Origin of the sequence: Bacteroides sp. OM05-12 (assembly GCF_003438995.1) — a bacterium.
Lineage (GTDB): Bacteria > Bacteroidota > Bacteroidia > Bacteroidales > Bacteroidaceae > Bacteroides.
This window is the reverse complement of record NZ_QSUN01000002.1, coordinates 363571-383843: the sequence shown is the minus strand read 5'-3', so window position 1 is coordinate 383843 and position 20273 is coordinate 363571. Positions and strand designations below refer to the sequence as shown.

Annotated in this window: 13 protein-coding genes; 2 read left to right on the top strand and 11 right to left on the bottom strand. The window is 46.3% G+C overall.

What is annotated here, in order from left to right:
• Positions 1-6: 6 nt before the first annotated feature.
• The gene (locus DXB63_RS03195; protein WP_147332251.1) at positions 7-486 is read left to right on the top strand and encodes a hypothetical protein; all 480 of its coding nucleotides are present in this window, start codon (positions 7-9) and stop codon (positions 484-486) included.
• A gap of 302 nt (positions 487-788) precedes the next feature.
• On the opposite strand, the gene DXB63_RS03190 is transcribed toward DXB63_RS03195, so the two are convergent.
• The 6 genes from DXB63_RS03190 to DXB63_RS03165 all read right to left on the bottom strand — a co-directional run bounded on the left by DXB63_RS03190 (position 789) and on the right by DXB63_RS03165 (position 7061).
• Positions 789-1811: a nucleotidyl transferase AbiEii/AbiGii toxin family protein gene (locus DXB63_RS03190; protein WP_122124931.1), complete on the bottom strand. Its 1023-nt coding sequence runs from the start codon at positions 1809-1811 to the stop codon at positions 789-791.
• Complete coding sequence (locus DXB63_RS03185; protein WP_122124930.1) at positions 1808-2413, bottom strand: DUF6088 family protein; 606 nt, start codon at positions 2411-2413, stop codon at positions 1808-1810. Before DXB63_RS03185 ends, DXB63_RS03190 begins: the two co-directional genes overlap by 4 nt.
• 320 nt (positions 2414-2733) lie before the next feature.
• Positions 2734-3906 carry an AraC family transcriptional regulator gene (locus DXB63_RS03180; RefSeq protein WP_122124929.1) on the bottom strand — a complete coding sequence of 391 codons (1173 nt, stop codon included), beginning with the start codon at positions 3904-3906 and terminating at the stop codon, positions 2734-2736.
• Between the two features lie 16 nt (positions 3907-3922).
• Entirely contained in the window at positions 3923-5062 is a 1140-nt protein-coding gene (locus DXB63_RS03175) for an AraC family transcriptional regulator (RefSeq protein WP_147332250.1), read from the bottom strand.
• 152 nt (positions 5063-5214) lie between these two features.
• Positions 5215-6243: a hypothetical protein gene (locus DXB63_RS03170; RefSeq protein ID WP_122124927.1), complete on the bottom strand. Its 1029-nt coding sequence runs from the start codon at positions 6241-6243 to the stop codon at positions 5215-5217.
• A gap of 254 nt (positions 6244-6497) precedes the next feature.
• A complete protein-coding gene (locus tag DXB63_RS03165) occupies positions 6498-7061 on the bottom strand; it encodes a sugar O-acetyltransferase (protein ID WP_122124926.1) in 564 nt (187 codons plus the stop codon).
• Between the two features lie 162 nt (positions 7062-7223).
• On the opposite strand from DXB63_RS03165, the gene DXB63_RS03160 reads away from it, so the two are divergent.
• Positions 7224-8123 carry an AraC family transcriptional regulator gene (locus DXB63_RS03160; protein WP_122124925.1) on the top strand — a complete coding sequence of 300 codons (900 nt, stop codon included), beginning with the start codon at positions 7224-7226 and terminating at the stop codon, positions 8121-8123.
• A 48-nt stretch (positions 8124-8171) separates the two neighbouring features.
• Here the strand turns inward: DXB63_RS03160 and DXB63_RS03155 are convergent, their stop codons facing one another.
• The 5 genes from DXB63_RS03155 to DXB63_RS03135 all read right to left on the bottom strand — a co-directional run bounded on the left by DXB63_RS03155 (position 8172) and on the right by DXB63_RS03135 (position 20099).
• Positions 8172-9461, bottom strand: a complete 1290-nt coding sequence (locus DXB63_RS03155; protein ID WP_122124924.1) for a YhcG family protein — start codon at positions 9459-9461, stop codon at positions 8172-8174.
• 118 nt (positions 9462-9579) lie between these two features.
• Positions 9580-11766, bottom strand: a complete 2187-nt coding sequence (locus DXB63_RS03150; protein WP_122124923.1) for an alpha-L-rhamnosidase C-terminal domain-containing protein — start codon at positions 11764-11766, stop codon at positions 9580-9582.
• A gap of 533 nt (positions 11767-12299) precedes the next feature.
• Positions 12300-14135 (bottom strand): right-handed parallel beta-helix repeat-containing protein, encoded by a 1836-nt coding sequence (locus tag DXB63_RS03145; protein ID WP_122124922.1) that lies wholly within the window; start codon positions 14133-14135, stop codon positions 12300-12302.
• 30 nt (positions 14136-14165) lie between these two features.
• Positions 14166-16250 carry a glycoside hydrolase family 127 protein gene (locus tag DXB63_RS03140; protein WP_122124921.1) on the bottom strand — a complete coding sequence of 695 codons (2085 nt, stop codon included), beginning with the start codon at positions 16248-16250 and terminating at the stop codon, positions 14166-14168.
• A gap of 15 nt (positions 16251-16265) precedes the next feature.
• Positions 16266-20099, bottom strand: coding sequence for a family 78 glycoside hydrolase catalytic domain (locus tag DXB63_RS03135; RefSeq protein WP_122124920.1), 3834 nt, complete (start codon positions 20097-20099; stop codon positions 16266-16268).
• Positions 20100-20273 lie beyond the last annotated feature (174 nt).

Here is a 20273-nt window from a genome sequence, read left to right as displayed (position 1 = left end):
ATGACAATGAAAAAGATTCTATTTTTAATCGCAGTAACACTGGCATTTGCCGGATGCAGCAAGGATGACGAAGAAACAACAGAACAAACAGTACTTATCAATGTCAATTATGAATATGAGGGCGGCGATAAGACCTATATAGCCTCTCCTACCTTGGTTCAGCTATACAACTATGACGAAGCGGCAAGCTTTGACAAAGAAGAATCGGTGAGTCAGATGGCAAAAGAGCAAAACATTGTGCTACCCGATGGCACTGCACTCAAACCTGTATATACTTCCGACAGTTACAGCGGTGTGAATACTTTACAGAACATAAAGAATGGAAAATATTTAGCAATCGTCTTTTTCAAACCGGACGGTTATAGTTGGTCATTTCTATACTTTTATGGCTATAAAGAGATTGACGTAACTCCGGAAAACAACATGAAGCTGTACAATCTCACATTTACGTGGGAAAACAATGCGGGAAAATTCATCGCTTTATAATAATAAAACCGAAAGATATAGAATACAGTGCAAAATTAGAAGTTCCGTACATCCGTTTCAGTAGACAGATTACGGAAAGCATAACCCAAATTCCGGTTTCTGTTTCGAGCCCTTTCTTTTGATGGAGAATTTGCATAACTTTATGGATATAAACAAGATAAGGATATGGAAAAGATTATTCAGTTGGACAGTATAGATGCTTACAACAAACTGTACGGATTACCTACCCTGCATCGGGGGTATCTGTCGTAAATTTTAGCGACTCATTTTTGAAGAAACTGCGGAAACTACTTGCTTCTGCACTATGCCAATCCTTTAATCTTATAATTCAGTTCTTTAAGATTGTTTACCAATTCATCAAACGAAACAGATTCTCCATAAATCATATGCAAACGCATATTGTCGTAATCATCTTTCCATTGTTCCATTATGGAAGGCAGAGGAATAATATTGAGTGTAGCCGGATAAAGCATATTATAATCGAAGCCTCGCAATCCTATAAATGTACGGCGATGTTCTATTACCTGACGGTAAAGTTCAGTATCGTTTATCGCACGATTAGCTATTGGGGTGCTTAGCATTTGCCCGATGTCGTACATGTGTCGAGACATACGTTCCACACGAATCAGCTCTTTTGGCTTGGCAAACTCCTCGTGTAGCAGGAACACTTTTTCAAGGAAAGTGCGTTCGGGAAGAACGGCTCGCACATTGAACTTTGGTTCTGTAAAAGGTGCTTTCGGATAGACTTGGTCAACCATCGAATCAAGTGCAACCTCACTTACAGGCTCATTCATTGACCTTCCACTTACTTCCACTTTTACCTTGGGAAGAACATATAAACCGTTCTCTCCTTCAATGGAAAAAGTCAAGACAGAATCATAGTTGATGTTTATGACCTCCGGATCTGTAGTAGTGACAGGCGTTATATCCACATTTACCTTGAACTTTTCTTTTGATATGCCATTTTTGTACAGTTGTTCTGCCAAATCATGTTGCATCGTCTCTCTTACAAAGGAACAAGCTACACGTCGCAACTTGTCGCTGATTTGCGTTTTCGACAATAAACCACTGAATCCAAGATACTCCCGGTCAATAGCAATGTCAATATCCTCCGAAAAGCGATCTATCAGATGCCAGCACTTGCTCAACGATGTACCGCCTTTAAAAGACAAATGGTCTGCATACGGTAAGCTAAACATAGCACGGAGGACAGCCGTTACCCACCAATCCTTTTCTATGATCTCCCGCTGCCGTATATTCAATTCTGTGGAAACACGGTCAAGTATATCTAACCGATCTTCTTTTGACAAGTCTACAAATTTCATCGCTGCAATATCATTTTTACCCATGTCGGAGCCAGTACTATATCGTGTTTGAAGTCTTGTTCCGAAACGTGCTCTGTTATCATCTTTTTTATTTTTGACACCTGTTCTTCCGTTATCAACTTTTCGCCAATCTCTCGCATGGCAATTACAGCCAGTTGCATCAGTTTGGATTGGTAAGCGAAATTGCCCAAATCATTACTGTGACGAAAAGTGATACTCTTCCCCTCGCCAAACTTAACTTGCCGCGCAGAGGCATCTGTTATATAAATAATGTTGGCCGGTACTTGTGTGGACAACCCAAGCTTATTAAGAGCGTAGGCACCGGTTGGTATGATGCGGGCATTGTCTCTTTGCGCTATCTTTTGGGCAATAGTATCTAATGAAGGCTCACGCAGTGTCCCATCCCACTTGTCATACATCGGCACATAATAAATACCTTTAGCAAAGCGGTGCAGTTTTCCATTACGACACAAACGAGTTAATCCCGAACGAACCGCATCAGGAGTACCATACGTTACGAAATCATCAGGAATGAAAATCGTACCATCCTTAGCTTGTTCCACAATGTCATACATGGCCTTGTAAGAACTGTTAGCAGCCATAGTCTTATATTTTGCCACAAAGTTACTAATTTTTTGTGGCAAATCCTGGATATCTAGGGATTTATTTGTTTCTTATGATATTTTATCTTTTCAAAGGCTATAATGACAGGATGGTTTCAACCCACCCATCTCACCGGGCAGCTCATATATCAGGGTATGGAAACCGAGATACCGTTGGGCAGGGAGTTGTACATCGTGAGAGTGGAAAAAGGTGATGAGAAAAGTGATAGTGGAAAAAATTACAGGGATGGAGAACAACCTCATCCTCCCGATTATTCCAAGCCAAACAAGCAAAAGCCACGAAGTAATCACAAAACAGATCAAAGGATAGAGGAAGGCGTTTTTTTACGCTTTCCTCTTTTTGGTTTCATCATTTCCTTTCTTTCGATATATTCCTGCGGGGTATATCCGGTCTTTTCCTTGAACTGAGTGAAAAACGCGCTGCGACTGCGGAAGCCGGAAGCAGCCAACAGGGCATCGCTATTGAGCGCATTGTCGTTCAGTTCGATAAGATGGAGCACGTGTTCCAGACGGAAATGGCTGATAAACGTATAAAACTTCACCTCAAACTCCTTGTTGATAAAACGGGACAGGACGTACTGGCTCACACCAAGAGCCACGGCAACATCTTGCAAGGAAAGCTCCGGATTCAGGTACGGTTTCTTAGTATCGAAATACTCCAGAAGATCGGCCTTCAAGTTCACCATTTTCTCTTTCGGTTGCATATTCCCGTCCAGCTTCGCCCAATTTTCCGTGGGAAGGGAAGCGTACGTAATCTCTTTCTGACGGAAACCGAACCAAAAGATCACCCAGATGGAGAAAAAAGAAAAGATATGGAAAAACATCTTGAAAACGGGTGATGAATTGACCATCCATACACAATCGAAAATTCCAAGCAGGATGAACATCCCCATCATTATCTTTACCCATGAAAGATTGATTCCCTCGACGAAAGAATAATTATCACGGATAAATTGGCTATGCTTACGGTACATCTTCAACACGAACACACCAAGCCAGACATCCAACCCTATCACACACAGGTCGATAAGTATACGCCAAATGACAACCGGCGATGACAGATGAGTGACCACAGACGCATCCATCGAAAGATGGGAACGGGGTGACAACTTATCCAGCAGGCAAATAACCAGTGAAAACGCCAGCCATGCGCTACAAATGATTCCGATAAACTTTTTAGTCAACCGCCGGGGCTGCATCAAAGAAACGAAATAAAACAACACGGTTACGGCTACCCCCAACGAAGCGATGAAATTCACCGGACGCAGGATTTCCCGATGGTCGCTGATCAGATAGCGGTCAAACGTGAGACTGACCGCCATACCCACTCCCATCGCTATAAACACGTATGCCAGCCACCGCTGCGGATGCGTACGCTGACGATTGGCAAGCAGCACAAATGCCGCCGCAAACGAACAGACGATCGGCGTATGGTATAGAAATATTCCCAGATCATTATAATAAATATCCATATCTTTCAAACTTCATTTATTTTTTCTTTTTTCCAAACATCTTCTGCACCCGGATATAACTTCGGAAATTCCCAAAGCCCGACATACATGCCAGTTCCTCGTCACTGAGACGCTCACATTCCGGATCATTCCTCAATCGTTTCATCTCCTGAAGACGGAGCCAGTTTATATATTGCGAGAAATTCATCCCAAACTGCCGGTTGATAAAGCGGGACAGAGTACAACGGTTCGTCTTGAAAGCAACCGCCATATCCGTAATCTTCAATTCCGGGTTCAGATAAGGACGCATCTCACGCATATAACGCTCGAACCGCCTGCGCTTCTGTTCCATTTCCTTCTTATCCTCCTCCTGCATATCCTCTCCCTGTTCCATATCTCCTTCCAACTCCTTCGGATAGAAAATCATGACAAAATTCCCGATTGCCATATTATAGCAGAGAATGGCATGCTGCACCACAAGCATTATCTGCGGAATCAGCAGCAGAAGCGATGAAATCAACACCCGTTTCGGGAAAATTATCGACAGCAGGGAAGGAGGAACCAAAGACAGAGAAATCACCAGCAAAAGCGTAACCCATGACAGTGACGAGCGGTCTGTATTGGCAGAGTAATCGGATACCGTCCGGTGATAGTCCAGCAGTCGCCACCACGCCAGTACGGTATACAAGATATTCCACACGCCACGAAAAATAAGCCGGGAGGTGAACAGGTAGGAATACGCTTCGTAACCCGGCATGATTTCCCCTCTTGAAGTGACAATACGCAGCTGCACGTCAAAAGGCACGAATATCGACCAGACAGCGAATATCCCTACAATTATCAATGGAATAAGATAATGCCAGATCGAGAATCTTCGCTCTCCCGGGCGGTGTGTAAGGGTATAGATGAACTGGTAGAACACTACCTGCCCCCAGAAAAGCCCGATATAATAAAGCTGGTTGATATAAGTGTAAAAAACCGGGTAATAGACATAGATCATTGAGCATCCCCACAGTATGCCAACCAGTCCGAAATAGGCTATCAGCATCCGGTAAAGCGGTTTTTCCTCCGTTTTGATATGATGAAGACGGTAGAGCACCAACATCACCAGACAACTCAGCGAGGAGATAATCGGTGCGGAAAAACCGACATACAGCAGAAATTCCTTCATCATCATGGCTTCGTCGGATTATCGGGGTTATCGGATACGGTGACAGATTCAGCTTCATCACCACGAACTTCCTCACTGATTCTCAAATACACCTGATAGTCCGGGAATCCGGCTTTCGCATAAAGTTTGACCGCCGTTTTCCCCCGGTTACTGGGCAGTTACAGCAGACGCTTCAACTCTTTAAGGCGCAAGCGATTGATATAACCGTTAAAACCGCAACCGTAAGTATCGTTGATAAACCGCGAAAGATAGCTGCGATTGGTTTCAAACACTTCCATCAGATCGGTCAGCCGGAGCTTCGGATTAAGATACATCTTTTTCTTGACGACATGTTTCTCGAACAACTTCTTGCTCAAGCGCGCCTTTTCCACTTGCACAGGGTCACCCGCCCTATTCCACCGAACGTATTTCTTGTTCCGTCCCTCAACATTTTGCGGAGGTTGCTCTACAGAAGGCATTCGCAACTGAACCGGAGAAATGATAAGAGGCAGGAAAAGCAGGGAACGACGGTTGAAAGTGAAGCTGCAAAGATACATGGCTTGCAGCCACGCTGCTGCCGCAGCGATAAGCAATACCCATATACCCGTACGAGGCAGTATGGTAAGGAAGAAAGCTCCCGACCATATAACCGACAGCACAACCAGCATACATGAGAGCCGTAACCACTTCCCCCATAGCTCCTGATTGATACCCTTGTTCTTCCGGAAACAAGCAGCCAATATCCGCAAGGCAAGTATCATATAAATAAGGGTAAGTATAAACTGCATGACAGGAACGCTACGAAACAGCCCCCAAACAGCATCGGCAGGAAGATACAAATAGAGGAATGTGCAAAGCACTCCCAACAAGAAAGGGTATATATAGTGAAAACTGAAATAACACTTCTCTTTATGTCCGGTATCGGTAAGGATTACAACGAAACGGTAATAGAGCACCGGAGCAATATTGAGCGAGAAAACAGTCAGTGGCCATAAGTACACGGAAACTTCCGGCAACGCCAATCCGGTGGATACACCTGAACCGATGACGATGAATGAAAGAAAATAATACATCAGCAGACGTTTGATTCTTTTCTCACGGACGGTTACACTATCTTGCAGGGAAACAGCTTCAATGATGGTACCCACAAGCGCAGTGAACAAAGGTACCAGACAAATAAACAATAATAGCAATGAAGGTTTTTCCATGTTTATAAATGTGTCTGTCTGCAAAGATAAATAAATAAATAAGAAAAACAACAAAAATATAAAACCATAAAAACACAGGCTATAAGGCATAAAACAGGTATTTGCAAGCAGAAGAACTAAATTTCACAAGCAGACGGACTAAAAACACCCTTTTTTACCTTTTAATATATGAAATATATACCTTTTGGCATGGTTATACGAAATTCCGTGCCTGAAAGATAGAAAGTTAAGACTTTTGGCATCTCCTTCCACCGTTACTTCCTGATATACCGGATCAGCCTTGCCGGATTGCCCGCTACAATCGCATCATCCTCCACATCACGGGTTACTACCGCACCCGCTCCCACAATCGCATTCTGCCCGACGGTCACTCCCGGAAGCAGAATCGCACCCGCACCGATCCACGCATTACGCTTTATCACAACAGGTCTTGTATATACGTTATGCCTCAATTCCGGTGCTTCGGGATGGTTCTCGGTAATGACACTGACATTCGGCCCGATGAAAACATCATCCTCGATGGTGATCCCGCCTCTGTCCAGAAAAGTACAACCGGAATTGACAAACACGTTCTTCCCAAACCGGATAAAACGTCCGAACACTGTGTGAAACGGAAGAAACATACGCACCGATTCGTCTATATCCTGTCCGGTCAGTCGGCTGAGCATCATGCGGATTTCACCTGCCGTGTGATATGTCCTGTTCAGCTCCTCCACCAGACGCATACCTCTTTCAAACGCTTCATTCAGTTTCGGATACTCCGGGTCGCTTTCCAAGATAAGCTCTCCGGCTCTCATTCTTTCAAAAACATCTCTCATACTTTTCCCTGTTTTTTGTTTACAGTGCAAAATTAGAAGTTCCGTACATCCGTTTCAGTAGACAAATTACGGAAAGCATAACCCAAATTCCGGTTTCTGTTTCGAGCCCTTTCTTTTGATGGAGAATTTACATAACTTTGCGGATATAAACAAGATAAGGATATGGAAAAGATTATTCAGTTAGACAGTATAGATGCTTACAACAAGCTGTACGGATTGCCTACCCTGCATCCGTTGGTCACGGTAGTAGACCTTACGAAAGCTACCAGTACCGTGAATCATGTTAAAATGAACTACGGAGTATATGCTCTTTTCCTGAAACAAGCCGCCAACTGTACACTGAAATACGGACGACAGTATTACGATTATCAGGAAGGCACGATCGTCTGCTTCGCACCGGGGCAACTCATCGGTGTAGATGCGGAAAAGGATGAGATAAAGAAAGAGGTGTACGGACTGATTTTCCACCCGGACTTGATTCACGGAACGGCGTTAGGACAGAATATAAGCAAGTACACGTATTTCTCTTACGAACAGAACGAAGCCCTGCATCTTTCGGAGCAGGAAAAAACAATCGTAATGGACTGCCTGCACAAGATTCAGCTGGAGATGGAATATCCTGTAGACAGACACAGCAAAGAGCTTCTATCCGTCAACATCGAATTGCTGTTGGATTATTGCCTGCGTTTCTACGACCGTCAGTTCCATACAAGGGAAAAGGTAAATAGCGATATTCTCCGTAAGTTCGAACAACACCTGAACGAATATTTCCGAAACGGAGAATCCCAGAAGAACGGCCTGCCTTCCGTAAGATTCTTTGCAGAGAAAGCCTACCTCTCCCCCGGTTATTTTGGCGACCTTATCAAAAAAGAGACCGGAAAGACAGCGCAAGAGTACATCCAGTCCAAGATAATAGACTTATCGAAACAATATCTTCTCGGCACGCAGCAGAGCATAGGGGAAATAGCCTATTCACTGGGATTCCAATATCCGCAACATTTCTCACGGTTGTTCAAGAGATACGTGGGTTGCACCCCCAACGAGTTTCGGACGATGGAGTGAGGAAGAGGGATTCTGATATATTTCAGAAATAAAAAAAGCAGTTTAAGATTATCTATTTTTCTTTTTATCAAGTAATTGTGATAATTCTTCTTCCACCTCTTCAATGGTAGGCAGTGCTGATTTTAAATTTTCGGGAATAGCTTTACTCAACTGATAATCACTGATTCCTATCGGTTGGGTATAGCCTGTTAAAGAATATTGTGCCACGACTTCATCTTTTCCTTTACAAAGTAATAATCCTATGGTTTTATTATCATTCTCACCTCTCAATTGGTTGTCCACTATATTAACGTAAAAGTTTAACTGTCCGGCATATTCGGGTTTGAATGGGGTAGCTTTCAACTCTGCAACTATATAAGCATGGAGTTTGATATTATATAGAATTAAGTCGGCATAAAAATCACTGTCCCCTACTTGAAAATGTTTCTGTTTTGCCACAAAAGCAAAACCATTTCCCATTTCCAACAAGTATCTTGTAACATGTTCTACAAGCTGTTTTTCAATATCTCTTTCGTCAGCCAGTTCTTTTGTACCCGCTACATCAAAAATATAAGGGTCTTTCAATAGATAATTAGCCAAATCGCTTTGAGGTACAGGTAACGTAGTTGTAAAATTACTGATCTTTTGTGCCTCTATCTGCCGTTTGAACAGATTATTCTCAATTTGTATTTTCAATACATTACTGCTCCAACCAACCTCGACAGATTGTTTTATGTACCAATATTTAGCACCCAAAGACAATGAACTGTCCAATAAAACCAAATGACTTGCCCAATTTACTTTGGAAATAGGTGAATAAATAAAGACGTTCTCTATTTCTTCAATAGAAATCTGCAACATCATAGAGATTGTCTTGTCAATATTCTCTATTTGCGCAGGAAGTTCCTGCGCAATCCTATCCAATTGATTTCTATCTGTTTGAGTTTGCGCAGGAAGTTCCTGCGCAAATCGTAAATCGTCTAACCCTTCGGTTACAGACAGAACTTTATCTATTGTCGGAGTTTCCAATTCCCGATCACAAGAAAGCATCTTTTGTAAAACGTCTATTGAATATAGTCGGGCAAACTGGCACATATATGTAAGATTTCTTGATGAATACCCTTTCTTTTCAGGATAATTCATTTTGATAGCCTGTGAAATCCTGGATATTACTTTACCACCCCAACCTAATCTTTTTTGATGATATAGAATGAAGTTTCCTAGTTTCCAATAATGGAACAGCATTTGAGTGTTAGCAGCAACAATCAATTTTACTTGTGCATGTTCTATTTCAAAACCTATTGCATGAATCAGGGCTTCAAAATCTTTCTTCTCTATAAGACGGTTAAAGTCTTCCATTTCTTTTTATTAGAATTACAGGGCAAAGGTAATCAGAATAAATTATAATCAATTGAATTTATCCATTGCATTTACCTTAATATTATATCCCTAACAATTCATATTACTCCCCCACGTCTTAATACTTCACCGTCACTTCTTCCCGCGTATCTATCCATAGGCGGTAAGTATCCTTGCCTGTCTGCTCCACCTCACCTGCGCTGGCTTTCGGTTTCCGCTTACACGTAAAGGTGAGATAGCCTTTGCCTTCATCCGCTTTCACACGAATGGTCTTCTTATCCATATACACCCGGATATTTCCGTTCGGAGTGGGTACGCTGCCCTCCATCCATTTCAGTCCACCCAAAACGGGAGTGACGGCAAACTCCTTGTAACCCTCTTTTACCGGACGAACGCCCAGACAATACTTGCCAAGCAGATAAACAGGACTTGCTCCCCAAGCATGGCAGAGGCTCTTACCGTAAGGACGACCGTACATCGCCAAATGTTGTGTACCCGTCTCCTCCGGATTATATTTCTCCCAAAACGAAGTAGCTCCCTCACGAAGCATGCCGCCCCAATACGCTTTCATCTCGCCCATCACAGCTTCCTGTTCGCCCAATGCGCAAAGCGCTTCCAACTCATAAAAACGCATGTAGGGAGTAGTGATTTTCAGGATAGAATCATTCAGCAGTACGGAATTCTTAATGGTCTGTTGCTTTTCCGGGTTCAGATAGTTAAAGAACACGGAGAACATATTGGCATAGCGAGTCACAGCATCACTTTGTCTGCCTTGAACGCGATTGTGTACCAAAGCCTGTTTTGCCTCGTTCCAAAACGCAGGTTCTAGTTTGGCACGCAATGCAGAAGCCAATCCGGTATATTTGCTCTTGCCCGCCTCATCATCTACCAGCCCGGCACAGAGCGCCATTGTCTCCAGACTCTTACAGAAAAGCACCTGTTCAAAAGAAAGCTCGCCTTTCTTATCCAGATAGCCGTCCGCCCAGTCCACAAACACCCAGTCGCCCGTCATGCCTTCCACCATACCGTTGGCATTGGTACGTCCGAGCACATAATCCATCATGGTCTGCATACGCGGATAAAGCTGTGTGACGAAATGCTTGTCGCCCGTGTACATATAATAGTCGTACACGCTCAAGAACCAGTAAAAAGTATAATCCATGATGGTATTGCTATGACTTGTCACGGGATCTTTGCCACGAAGCAGCCAGATAGTACGTTTCACCGTTTCACTGTCAAAAAACAAGTAATAGTTCATCAAATAGCTTTGGATAGCGTCACCGCTCCACACCCAGCGGTCGCGCTTGATACCGTCGATGAAAAACTCACGGGTGGTAAGATGCATGGTGTACGCACCGATGTCCCATATACGGTTTATCTCCTCGTCATTGCAACGGAACGAGCCCCGATATTCCTCCGGCAGATACTCGTACTGCATTGCCACTTCACCGATCTGTACATCCGCATCTTTCGTCAGGTATACATAACGGAATGCTTTGGAGTTGCCCATGACATATTCTCCGGTAAGCGGAGTTGTTTCCTTCACGGCAAGATCCGTCACCTGTCCCGGTTCTACCAACAGTTTGTCCAACGTCTCGCAATACTCGGTATCCAAAGCCTCTTCGGGACTCTCCCCGTAGTAGATGTTCACTTGTCCCTTACCCGACAGGTTCTTCACAGTGATGTATCCGAAAGTTTCCTTGCCGAAGTCTATCAGTTCCCCATCTTTCACGGCTTTACGGGAGACTGCTTGCATCGGTTCACGGTTCAAAGAGAACTCGGACGGTTTCTGCGTAGCTCCGTCGAAGTTCCAGCACCCGGCATCCATATACACTGTAGCGGAAGTATCGCTCGCCTTACCGCTTTCGTCAATCCATTCCTTGTCCTCATAGGTCACCTTCCATGAAGAATCGGTGTTCACCGTCTTTCCCTTGACATAAATGGCAGGAGGGGTAGCCTGATTCCACACTTTGATATTCAGACTGTGCTTACCTGCCGGGAGAAGGAATGTTTCGGGCATACCGAACTGTAACTTTCCGTCCAGCTTCACATTGTACTTTCCTTCTGCGGCGATGAAGATTTCTTCCGATTGCGACAGGTCGAGTTTCTTGCTGAACTCCACCACTACATAGTGGCTATCCGTTTTCCAGAACGGAGGGAAAAACGCTCCGCGTTCCGTACGGCGGTTGTTCATCTGGTTGCCCAGCCATATTTCGTAATCTCCCGGATACCAGATCCATGTTTGTGCGGCGGCTGTGGCTGTTAGTGCCAGCGCACCGAGTAAGGTTGTAATTTTGGTTTTCATAATGTTCTTCTTTCTTTTCGGCAGCGAAAAGAAACAAAAGCTGCCGGCTAACGTTACAAAGCTAAAATTCATCCTCTTTCACTAAACAGAACCAAACGCAGCCCTAAAGGGCTTTGAACGAGGTTCTGTTCTTTACGTGAAAAAGGAAGAATTTCTTCACGCTTCTCCACTAAAGGCCGGAGGTTGATTATACTGCTATTATTCTTTTGTTTCTTCTCATGCTTATATCTATATATTACTTCTTTTCAGTCTTTCTTTTCAGCAGCCAAAAGAAACAAAAGCTGCCGGCTAACGTTACAAAGCTAAAATTCATCCTCTTTCACTAAACAGAACCAAACGCAGCCCTAAAGGGCTTTGAACGAGGTTCTGTTCTTTACGTGAAAAAGGAAGAATTTCTTCACGCTTCTCCACTAAAGGCCGGAGGTTGATTATACTGTGCGACTATGATGCTGTGTACAACTTCTTAGCTTCTCCGCTTCTTTTCTTATCTGATTTTAATATTTCTTCTTCCCTGCCAACTAAATAGCTGCCACCTACTTTTTCAAATGCAGGTATTCTTTCTCTAATCCGGCTTTCACCTTGATGCTGTCATTCACCATCGGACCATTGTTTTCCCAGACATTACCGGGGCCATTGGCATTCTGAAGGAACTTCTTCCCTTCCGTCCAGTTGTCTTTTACATTGATGAAAGACGAACCTTCGTCGGTGTAAAGGTAGAACCAATGATGAGGATCATGCGCATAACCCGGTGAATAGATGCTGTGAACGCAGTTTTCCGTTACCTCACTTTTGGGTTGCGAACCCAGTGTATAGATTCCCGCCACATCATACATATGTTTGGCATAATGGTGAATCAGATTGGCATGAACACGGTTGTTACGCATACAGTTCACCGTCTTTGTCCATCCCCATCCCAAGCTGATACCGGAATAGGATACCTCGCATATCTCGTTATGCTCTATGTTGATGTCTTTCACATATCCGGCACAGATAGCCAGACAACCCCAATCCTCGTTCGTGACATCCGTGAAGTAGTTGTTTGCAATGTATTGATGCGAACAAACTTCGCGCAAGTCTGCCGGGTCATACGGATAATGCGTCTCATGTCCTGCCGGAGAGAAGCTGCCCGCTACCAGACCGTTGCCCGCAATGTCACGGAAAAGACAACCTTGCACCTTACCGCCGTGAGCACCGTAAACATAATCCAGTGCGGTAGAACCCATATGCTCGAACGTACAATCGGTAAAGTCTATCGAGTTACCGCAGGAAATCCGAACAGCAGCCGAAGGACGTCCCAGCCAGCCCTGATTATCCAGTTTGTGATTGCCATAGTTACGAATCATCTGCGGACGGAGTTTGTAGCCGTCTGTCAGATACATACCTGCCTGCAAAGGTACATGACCTTTCTGTGAAGGACGCATCCATGTAGTGTGGTGGAACGTTACGTTCTTGAAGATGATATTCTCAACAGGACGGTCTAACGTGCCTTCCACCTGAACCAGTGTCTCTATGGCAGGTACGACAGCCTCAGCATGTTTCATATCTTCTCCCTGACGGGGATAATAGTAAAGTTTACGGGTATAGATGTCGTGATACCACTCGCCGGGTTCATCCAGCAGCTCCATTGCATTGGTGAGATAGAATGCGGAATTATGACCATCCGTCGTCACCATCGGACGGGGCCAGGGATGTTCGAACTGTATCCTGCTCTCCGGATGATGGAAACGGACAGCGGCAGAGTCGCCATGCAGTTCCACCGACTTGATACGGAGAAAAGCTACGCACCACATCTCATGCAGCACCATTTCGGCACGGGGAGCTTTCAGTATCTTCTTCACCGCAGCAGAGGGAACCCATAGAATCTCATTCTTCGGGTCGTTGTTGATGATACGGCTCATCTGTTCAAAATCCGCCACATCACGGGCACGGACGGCTTTCTCACCATTCACCCACAGTTGCCGGAAATCCAGCGGACATCCGTTGAACTCCGGTACATCCGCCACCCACAGTTTGCCTTGTTTCTTCCATCCGCTGATGCGCACCCCACCGCTCAACACGGCGTTTCCATCCGTCTCACCCTGTATGACAGTGGGAGAATCCGGTGTACCGCTATCTTCAGGGCGAAAGAAAAGCGGTTCATACAAGGCATACGTACCGTTTTCCAGACGAATACGGATTCCTCCGTGAATACTCTCATCGTTCAGCCTACGCAGTTCCCTTGCCTGACGCAAAGCGGAAGTCAACGTAGCTTTCGGAGCCTCTTTCGTTCCGGCATTACTGTCATTACCCGATGGAGACACCCAGATGTCTGCCGCCGAGATTGTCATTGATGCCAGTACAAATGCAGTTGTTATCAGTTGTTTCTTCATTTTATTCTTGTATTTTAATCCGATGACCGATTACTTCGCCAAGGGCATCCAAACCGTCATTTCCGCCTTACCTCTGTTTCCCCACGCATAATAAGGAATCAGACGGATATTCACAGGCTTGTCCGCTTTGCCTACTTCCCGGTAGAGCGTGCCATCCCAAGAAGCCTCTTCCGCCAAACGTGCCGTGCCTTCCAATGCAACGACGGAACTTCCGGCAATAACCGTCTTACGGGGAGTCAGCCGGATATCGGCAGGAATCAGTACATCATCTATCCGTTTGCCACCTTCGATGTCCATGCTTTCCAGGCAGTACACCAACGGTCCGCGCTTCACAACCACCTGATTACGGGTTTCCTCTACCAACGGATGAGATTCCAACAGGCGGACGGGCATATCCATCACCAGTTCCACCCGGTCGCCTTTCTTCCACACACGATTCACCTCTACAAACGTATTGGCTTTCAGGTCTGCTTGCACAGGCTCTCCGTTCACTTTCAATATAGCCTTGCCACACCATTCGGGAATACGCAGGTACAACGAAAACGCTTTCTTCTTCGGAGCGCGCTCAAAGGTGAGCTTCACCGTTCCGTCCCAAGGATAATCCGTTTCCTGTATCAACTTCACCTTATCGTTCATGAATGCCGTTTCCAGTTGGTTTCCGGCATAAAGATTGCACCAGATACCTTTGTCGCTCAAGGTATAAGCATAATTCTGAGCCTCGCATACGGTACGCAGTGTGTTGGGAGGACAACAGAAGCAACTGATGTACTCCGTACGTTCTTTCGGCCAGCGAAGCGTATAAGGCAAATCATCACTGATACGCAAAGGATTGGTATAGAAGTAACGCTTCCCGTCCAGACTGATACCGCTCAACACACTGTTGTACAAGCAGGTTTCCACCAAATCGGCATACTTTGCCTCGCCACTGGTCTGGAACATACGCCAGTTGAAAAGCATATTCCCGATGTTGGCACAGGTTTCGTTGTGCGCCGTGCTGTTAGGCAACTGATAAGGACGTCCGTAGCTTTGGTGCACTTTCTGGATGCTGTCCGGCTCATAGCAAGTACCGTCCGGTGAAGTACCGTCATACAACGCACCGCAAGCTCCCGTCACATACATTTTGCGGGTAGTGATGTCTTTCCAGATGCTTTCCAGATTCTCCATCAGAAGTTTCTCACCCGTTTCCGCATAAACATCGGCAACACCCGCATAAAGGTAATTGGCACGCACGGCATGTCCCATCGCCTGTTTCTGGCTACGAAACGGGATACGGTCCTGATTATCGTCCGTTCCGTTCTCCACCATGCCGCGTATGTCGATCAGATTCTTCGACAGTTCCAGATAACGCGGATTACCCGTAGCACGGTACATCTCCACAACCCCCATATAGTGAGAAGGGCAGATAGCATTACGAGCCAGTTCCGCTGAGGCTGTCTCATAGAAATGACACAGGAAATCGGTAGCTTTGACAGCCGCGTCGAAAAGGGTTTTCTTACCCGTTGCACGGTAATGGGTGATACCCGCCATCATAAGGTGTCCCAAATTATAAGTCTCGAAGTTGAGGCGGTTGGCAAAAGCACCTTTCTCATCTTCCGCACCTACTTTCGTGCCTATCACCGTATTTTTATGTGCATTGGAGTGTGTATCGATTCCCTTATTCTTCTCTTCGATGATAACGGGGGTATGAATATATCCGTCCTCGCGTTGTGACTTCACGATATAGCTGATAACATGATCCATCAGTTTATCCAGTTCGGAATCTTTGTTTACGGCATAAACGGCAGCTACGCCCTCGAGCCACTTATACAAATCGCCGTCGTGAAACGGAGGTCCCCAATGTTCACCCGGACAAGCACCGGAAGCAATCTCGAAATTACGGAAACCGTGACTGACTTCGGGTGTATTCCATGTGTTCCACATGCTTTGCAAGCTTGTTCCGCTGTACACCTTGAAACGTTCTCCCCAAAAACCGTCCGTCCACTGCACAGCATCCAGTTCCGTATTCGCCATGCAGGCATATTTACTTCGACTCATATCCGTCAGTCCCGATGATTGTGCCCAAGCACCGGAAGCTACGGCAGAAGCGAGCAATAACAATGATTTTATCCTGTTCATATTTCTATATAATGTTTAATTCAATTCTTTCAAATCAATCTCGGCATACTTGATGCGCTGACGACGCCAAGTATAGATGACATGCACTTTACCGTCCTTTCCCTGTATGACGGACGGATAAGAGTATTGGCTGATGGGACTGTCCTCCAACACCAAGACCGGCGTCCAGTTTATCCCGTCCTCGGAAAGTGCCACGCTCAACGGAGTACGGGGTCCTTTCGGTGTGCCCGGCAAGGTTCTGAAATCATTATAGACAAGCAGATGACGACCGTCTTTCAACGTCACGGCATCCGTACCGGAGTTATTGCTCGGCAAAGAGGTCAAACGAACCTTACTCCATGTGTCGCCATTGTCCGGGCTCCAAGCCTCCGCCAACTGTCCGTTGCGTGTACGGCAAAGCACCTGTAAGCGTCCGTCCTTGTGTTTTAAGATACTCGGTTGTATGGCATAAATAGGTTTCATCCCCTCGCCTTTGATGGCTTCTCCCGCTTCCTGGTCGTCTTTCGCCTCTACCGCTTTTCCCTGCAACTGCGTAGGCAAAGCCAATTCCGCTTCCAACGGTCCTATCTTGCGCCATGTCTTTCCCTTATCATCGGAAATCTCGAAATGGATACGCCATCCGTCCTCTCCTTCCGTACTGGACGGACAAATAATCCGTCCGCCAACGTATTCGGGTTTATTTTTTATCGGACCTAAGAAGCCTTCGGGCAGAGCTTCACGCTTACCCCACGTCTTACCGCCGTCTTTGGAACGTACCAGCCAGCCCGACCAGTCGGATACTTTCAGCCCTATTTTGTAAAACAGCAACAAATCTCCTCCCGGCACTTGAAACAAGACCGGATTCCAACACGCTTTCCGATGATCTTTCGTTTCCGCCGTGACACCTGCCAAAGCAGCCAGCGGATCATTCGGTTTGAACACACCGTCGGCAACCATCTGAGGTGCCGTCCATGCGTCACTGCCTTTTTCCTTACGGCATACCCAGATGCAGCAATCCGGATTGCGTTCTTTCGTTCCTCCGAAGAAAGCGGCTACCAAATCACCTTTCGGTGTCTCCGCAATCGTTGCACCGTGACATTCCGGGAAAGACGCTTCTTCATACAGGAACTCGTCTTTCAGTACCGCTTTGCTGCGTGTAGGTATATCCACACTGTAATGATAACTTCCCGAACCGATCTTCTCCACCCGTCCGTCGGGAAGATGGACTTCGGCAGTCGTATTCACAGGAACGGTTACTTCCCATTCCAGATGCGTCAATGTCTTTTTCCAACGGCTCACCACTTTACCGTAAGGTGTACGGTAAGAAGCATCCGCATGACTGATGCCCTGTATGCTGAAGTCGGGCTTCATCAGGATATGTTTGAAACCTGTATGCTGACGGCTGCTGCGGATACCTCCCAGCGTCTCATAGCACCACGAAATCAAATCGCCGAGTAACATGACATGATTGCCGCTGTTCATTTCGGGATTGGCGGTATTACCGTTCCACAGTTCCCAGATGGTCGTTGCCCCCTGTTCCACCATATAGCCCCAACTAGGATAGGTCTTGTTGGTAGCCAGCAGATAAGCCACATCCGCAAATCCCTTACGGCTCAACTCACGCATGAGCCATTGCACGCCGATTACTCCGCAACTGATGTGTCCCTTGTTCGTGGTGATGATCGTGTTTACCGTATTCTTTACCACGTCATTGATGTATGGTTTCGGAACCAGCCCGAAAGCCAGAGGCAGGATATTTGCCGTCACGGTGTTGTTACCGTAATAAATACTGTCCGGATAAAGCACATGTCCCGGTACGGGCGACGTACCTTTTCCGATAACAAGGAAATGTTCGTTGAAAGCATCTTTCATACGGTGTTCCAAGTCTTCCCACTCCTGCGCATCCTCTTTCAGTCCCAGCACGCTCGAAAAACGATGCATCAGTTGCAACACTTTCAGGTAGTATGCCGTAGCAATCAGCTGTCCGTCCGTCTTGCGGGCAGGGTCTTTACTGTGTATCAGTTCCAATGATTCGGGCGGCACGCACCAGTCGCCGTATCTGTCTTTCGTGATGATATAATCTTCCGTCATGTACTCGTCACGGATATGACGCAACCAACGTTTCATGTCGCCGTAGTGCTTCGCCATCGGCAGTGTATCACCGAATTGCGTGTACATCATGTCACAGGCAAGCGGAAGAGCCGCAGGCCACGTCACATTGTCCGAATAATAGTTCCAGTATGCCGGAGCTACGTCGGGGATGCAACCGTCCTCACGCTGTGCGTCGCAGATATCCATCGTCCACTTGGCATAGAACGGTCCGTTATCGAAGATATAGCTTTCGCCCCAGCATCCCATCGCGTGATCGCCCAGCCAAGGCTGACGCTCGTTGCGTTGCGGACAGTCCACCGGCATTCCTTTATAGTTGCTGCGGATACCCCAGCAGGCATTCCGGTAAATCCGGTTCAATGTTTTATTGGAGCAGGAGAAAGAACCGATAGTCTCCAGATCGTCATTCACCACCTCACCGACAAAATCCGTGAGTACCGGTTTATTCATGCCCGTCACCTCTACATAACGGAAACCGTGATACACGAAACGCGGAGCCCATTCCACTCCTTTCTCATCCCCCCTGCATACGTAGGTATCCGTCACACGGGCATCGCGCAGGTTCCGGACATATAGTTCACCATCCGGCTGTAAAAGTTCCGCAAAACGCAAGCGAATGCTGTCTCCCGCCTGTTGCTTTCTTATCTTTATCCGTATCCAGCCCGCCATGTTCTGTCCCATATCCAAAATATACTTGTCGCCTACTTTCTTGATAGACAGAGGTTTCACCGTATCCACCACTCTCATGTAAGGCATCGTCATCGCACGCGACGTACCAGTAGGGATGCTTACCCGCTGTGCCGCAGCCCAACGGCTGTCGTCATACCCGAACGTGCTCCACGCACCCAATTCCTTACGGGCATCATACTCTTCACCGTCATACTCGTTATTGCTCCGGATAGGTCCGTCGGCAGTCAGCTTCCAAGAATTATCACTTGCCACCACCTCTCTCGTGCCGTCTGTGTATTCGATTATCAAGTCCAGTCGCATCTTCGGATAACCGAAGTTGGGTATCTTATAAGGCTTATAGTTCTGACGCATTGTGTAGAAACGTCCGTTGCCAAGCGTCACGCCGATAGCATTTCTGCCGGCAATCACTTCGGTCACGTCGAACGTATTATAGAGAACCGTCTTCCGATAGTCCGTCGGTGCGGGGGCAAGCACCTGATTTCCAATCCTCTTGCCGTTGATATAAAGCTCATACAGACCAAGCCCGGAGACGTGAACCGTTGCCTGTTTCACCTGTTTCTTCACTTCGAACTCCTTGCGCAGATAGCGGGCGCTCAAACGGCTCCATTGAGTTTCACTGTCCCACTCGGCAGCCTTGTCCATCCCTATCCACTGACCTTTCCAGTTGTTTTCCGACAACAGTCCCATGCTCCATAGGGAAGGCTCGCTCCATGCCGTCTCTCCGGCAGTGGTATAGCTTTTCACTTTCCAGTAGCAACGCACATTGCTTTTCAGCGGTTTGCCCCGATAGAGAACCATATGAGAAGCTCCGCTCCGTACCTTGCCGGAATCCCAAAGGTCTCCCTCTCCGTTTGCCAGTTTCTCCGGCGTAGAGGCTACCAAGATATGATAAGCTGTCTGCATCACGTTCTTCTCCGAAGATTCCAGCATCCAGCTTAAACGGGGTTGACGGACGTCGATGCCCAGAGGAGCATTCATCTGCTCTGTACGGATAGTCGTCACAGACACCGCACCCAGCACTTTCACCGTCACGAACAACGATATTAACAAAACGGATATTCTTATTTTCATGGTCTTTCTATTAATTAATAACGAATAATTTTCATCTACTTGGGCGTTGCCTATCGCTCAAGGGGGCGATCGACATCACTCAAGGGAGCGATCGACATCACTCAAGGGAGCGATCGGCATCACTCAAGGGAGCGTTTTTCCAGTTGAAAGTTGAAGAAGTTGAGAGTTGAAAAT

Bases quoted from the DNA above. Each gene is read 5' to 3' on its own strand.
- DXB63_RS03195 (WP_147332251.1), top strand. From the start codon at position 7: ATGAAAAAGATTCTATTTTTAATCGCAGTAACACTGGCATTTGCCGGA.
- DXB63_RS03190 (WP_122124931.1), bottom strand. From the start codon at position 1,811: ATGAAATTTGTAGACTTGTCAAAAGAAGATCGGTTAGATATACTTGAC.
- DXB63_RS03185 (WP_122124930.1), bottom strand. From the start codon at position 2,413: ATGGCTGCTAACAGTTCTTACAAGGCCATGTATGACATTGTGGAACAA.
- DXB63_RS03180 (WP_122124929.1), bottom strand. From the start codon at position 3,906: ATGGATATTTATTATAATGATCTGGGAATATTTCTATACCATACGCCG.
- DXB63_RS03175 (WP_147332250.1), bottom strand. From the start codon at position 5,062: ATGATGATGAAGGAATTTCTGCTGTATGTCGGTTTTTCCGCACCGATT.
- DXB63_RS03170 (WP_122124927.1), bottom strand. From the start codon at position 6,243: ATGGAAAAACCTTCATTGCTATTATTGTTTATTTGTCTGGTACCTTTG.
- DXB63_RS03165 (WP_122124926.1), bottom strand. From the start codon at position 7,061: ATGAGAGATGTTTTTGAAAGAATGAGAGCCGGAGAGCTTATCTTGGAA.
- DXB63_RS03160 (WP_122124925.1), top strand. From the start codon at position 7,224: ATGGAAAAGATTATTCAGTTAGACAGTATAGATGCTTACAACAAGCTG.
- DXB63_RS03155 (WP_122124924.1), bottom strand. From the start codon at position 9,461: ATGGAAGACTTTAACCGTCTTATAGAGAAGAAAGATTTTGAAGCCCTG.
- DXB63_RS03150 (WP_122124923.1), bottom strand. From the start codon at position 11,766: ATGAAAACCAAAATTACAACCTTACTCGGTGCGCTGGCACTAACAGCC.
- DXB63_RS03145 (WP_122124922.1), bottom strand. From the start codon at position 14,135: ATGAAGAAACAACTGATAACAACTGCATTTGTACTGGCATCAATGACA.
- DXB63_RS03140 (WP_122124921.1), bottom strand. From the start codon at position 16,250: ATGAACAGGATAAAATCATTGTTATTGCTCGCTTCTGCCGTAGCTTCC.
- DXB63_RS03135 (WP_122124920.1), bottom strand. From the start codon at position 20,099: ATGAAAATAAGAATATCCGTTTTGTTAATATCGTTGTTCGTGACGGTG.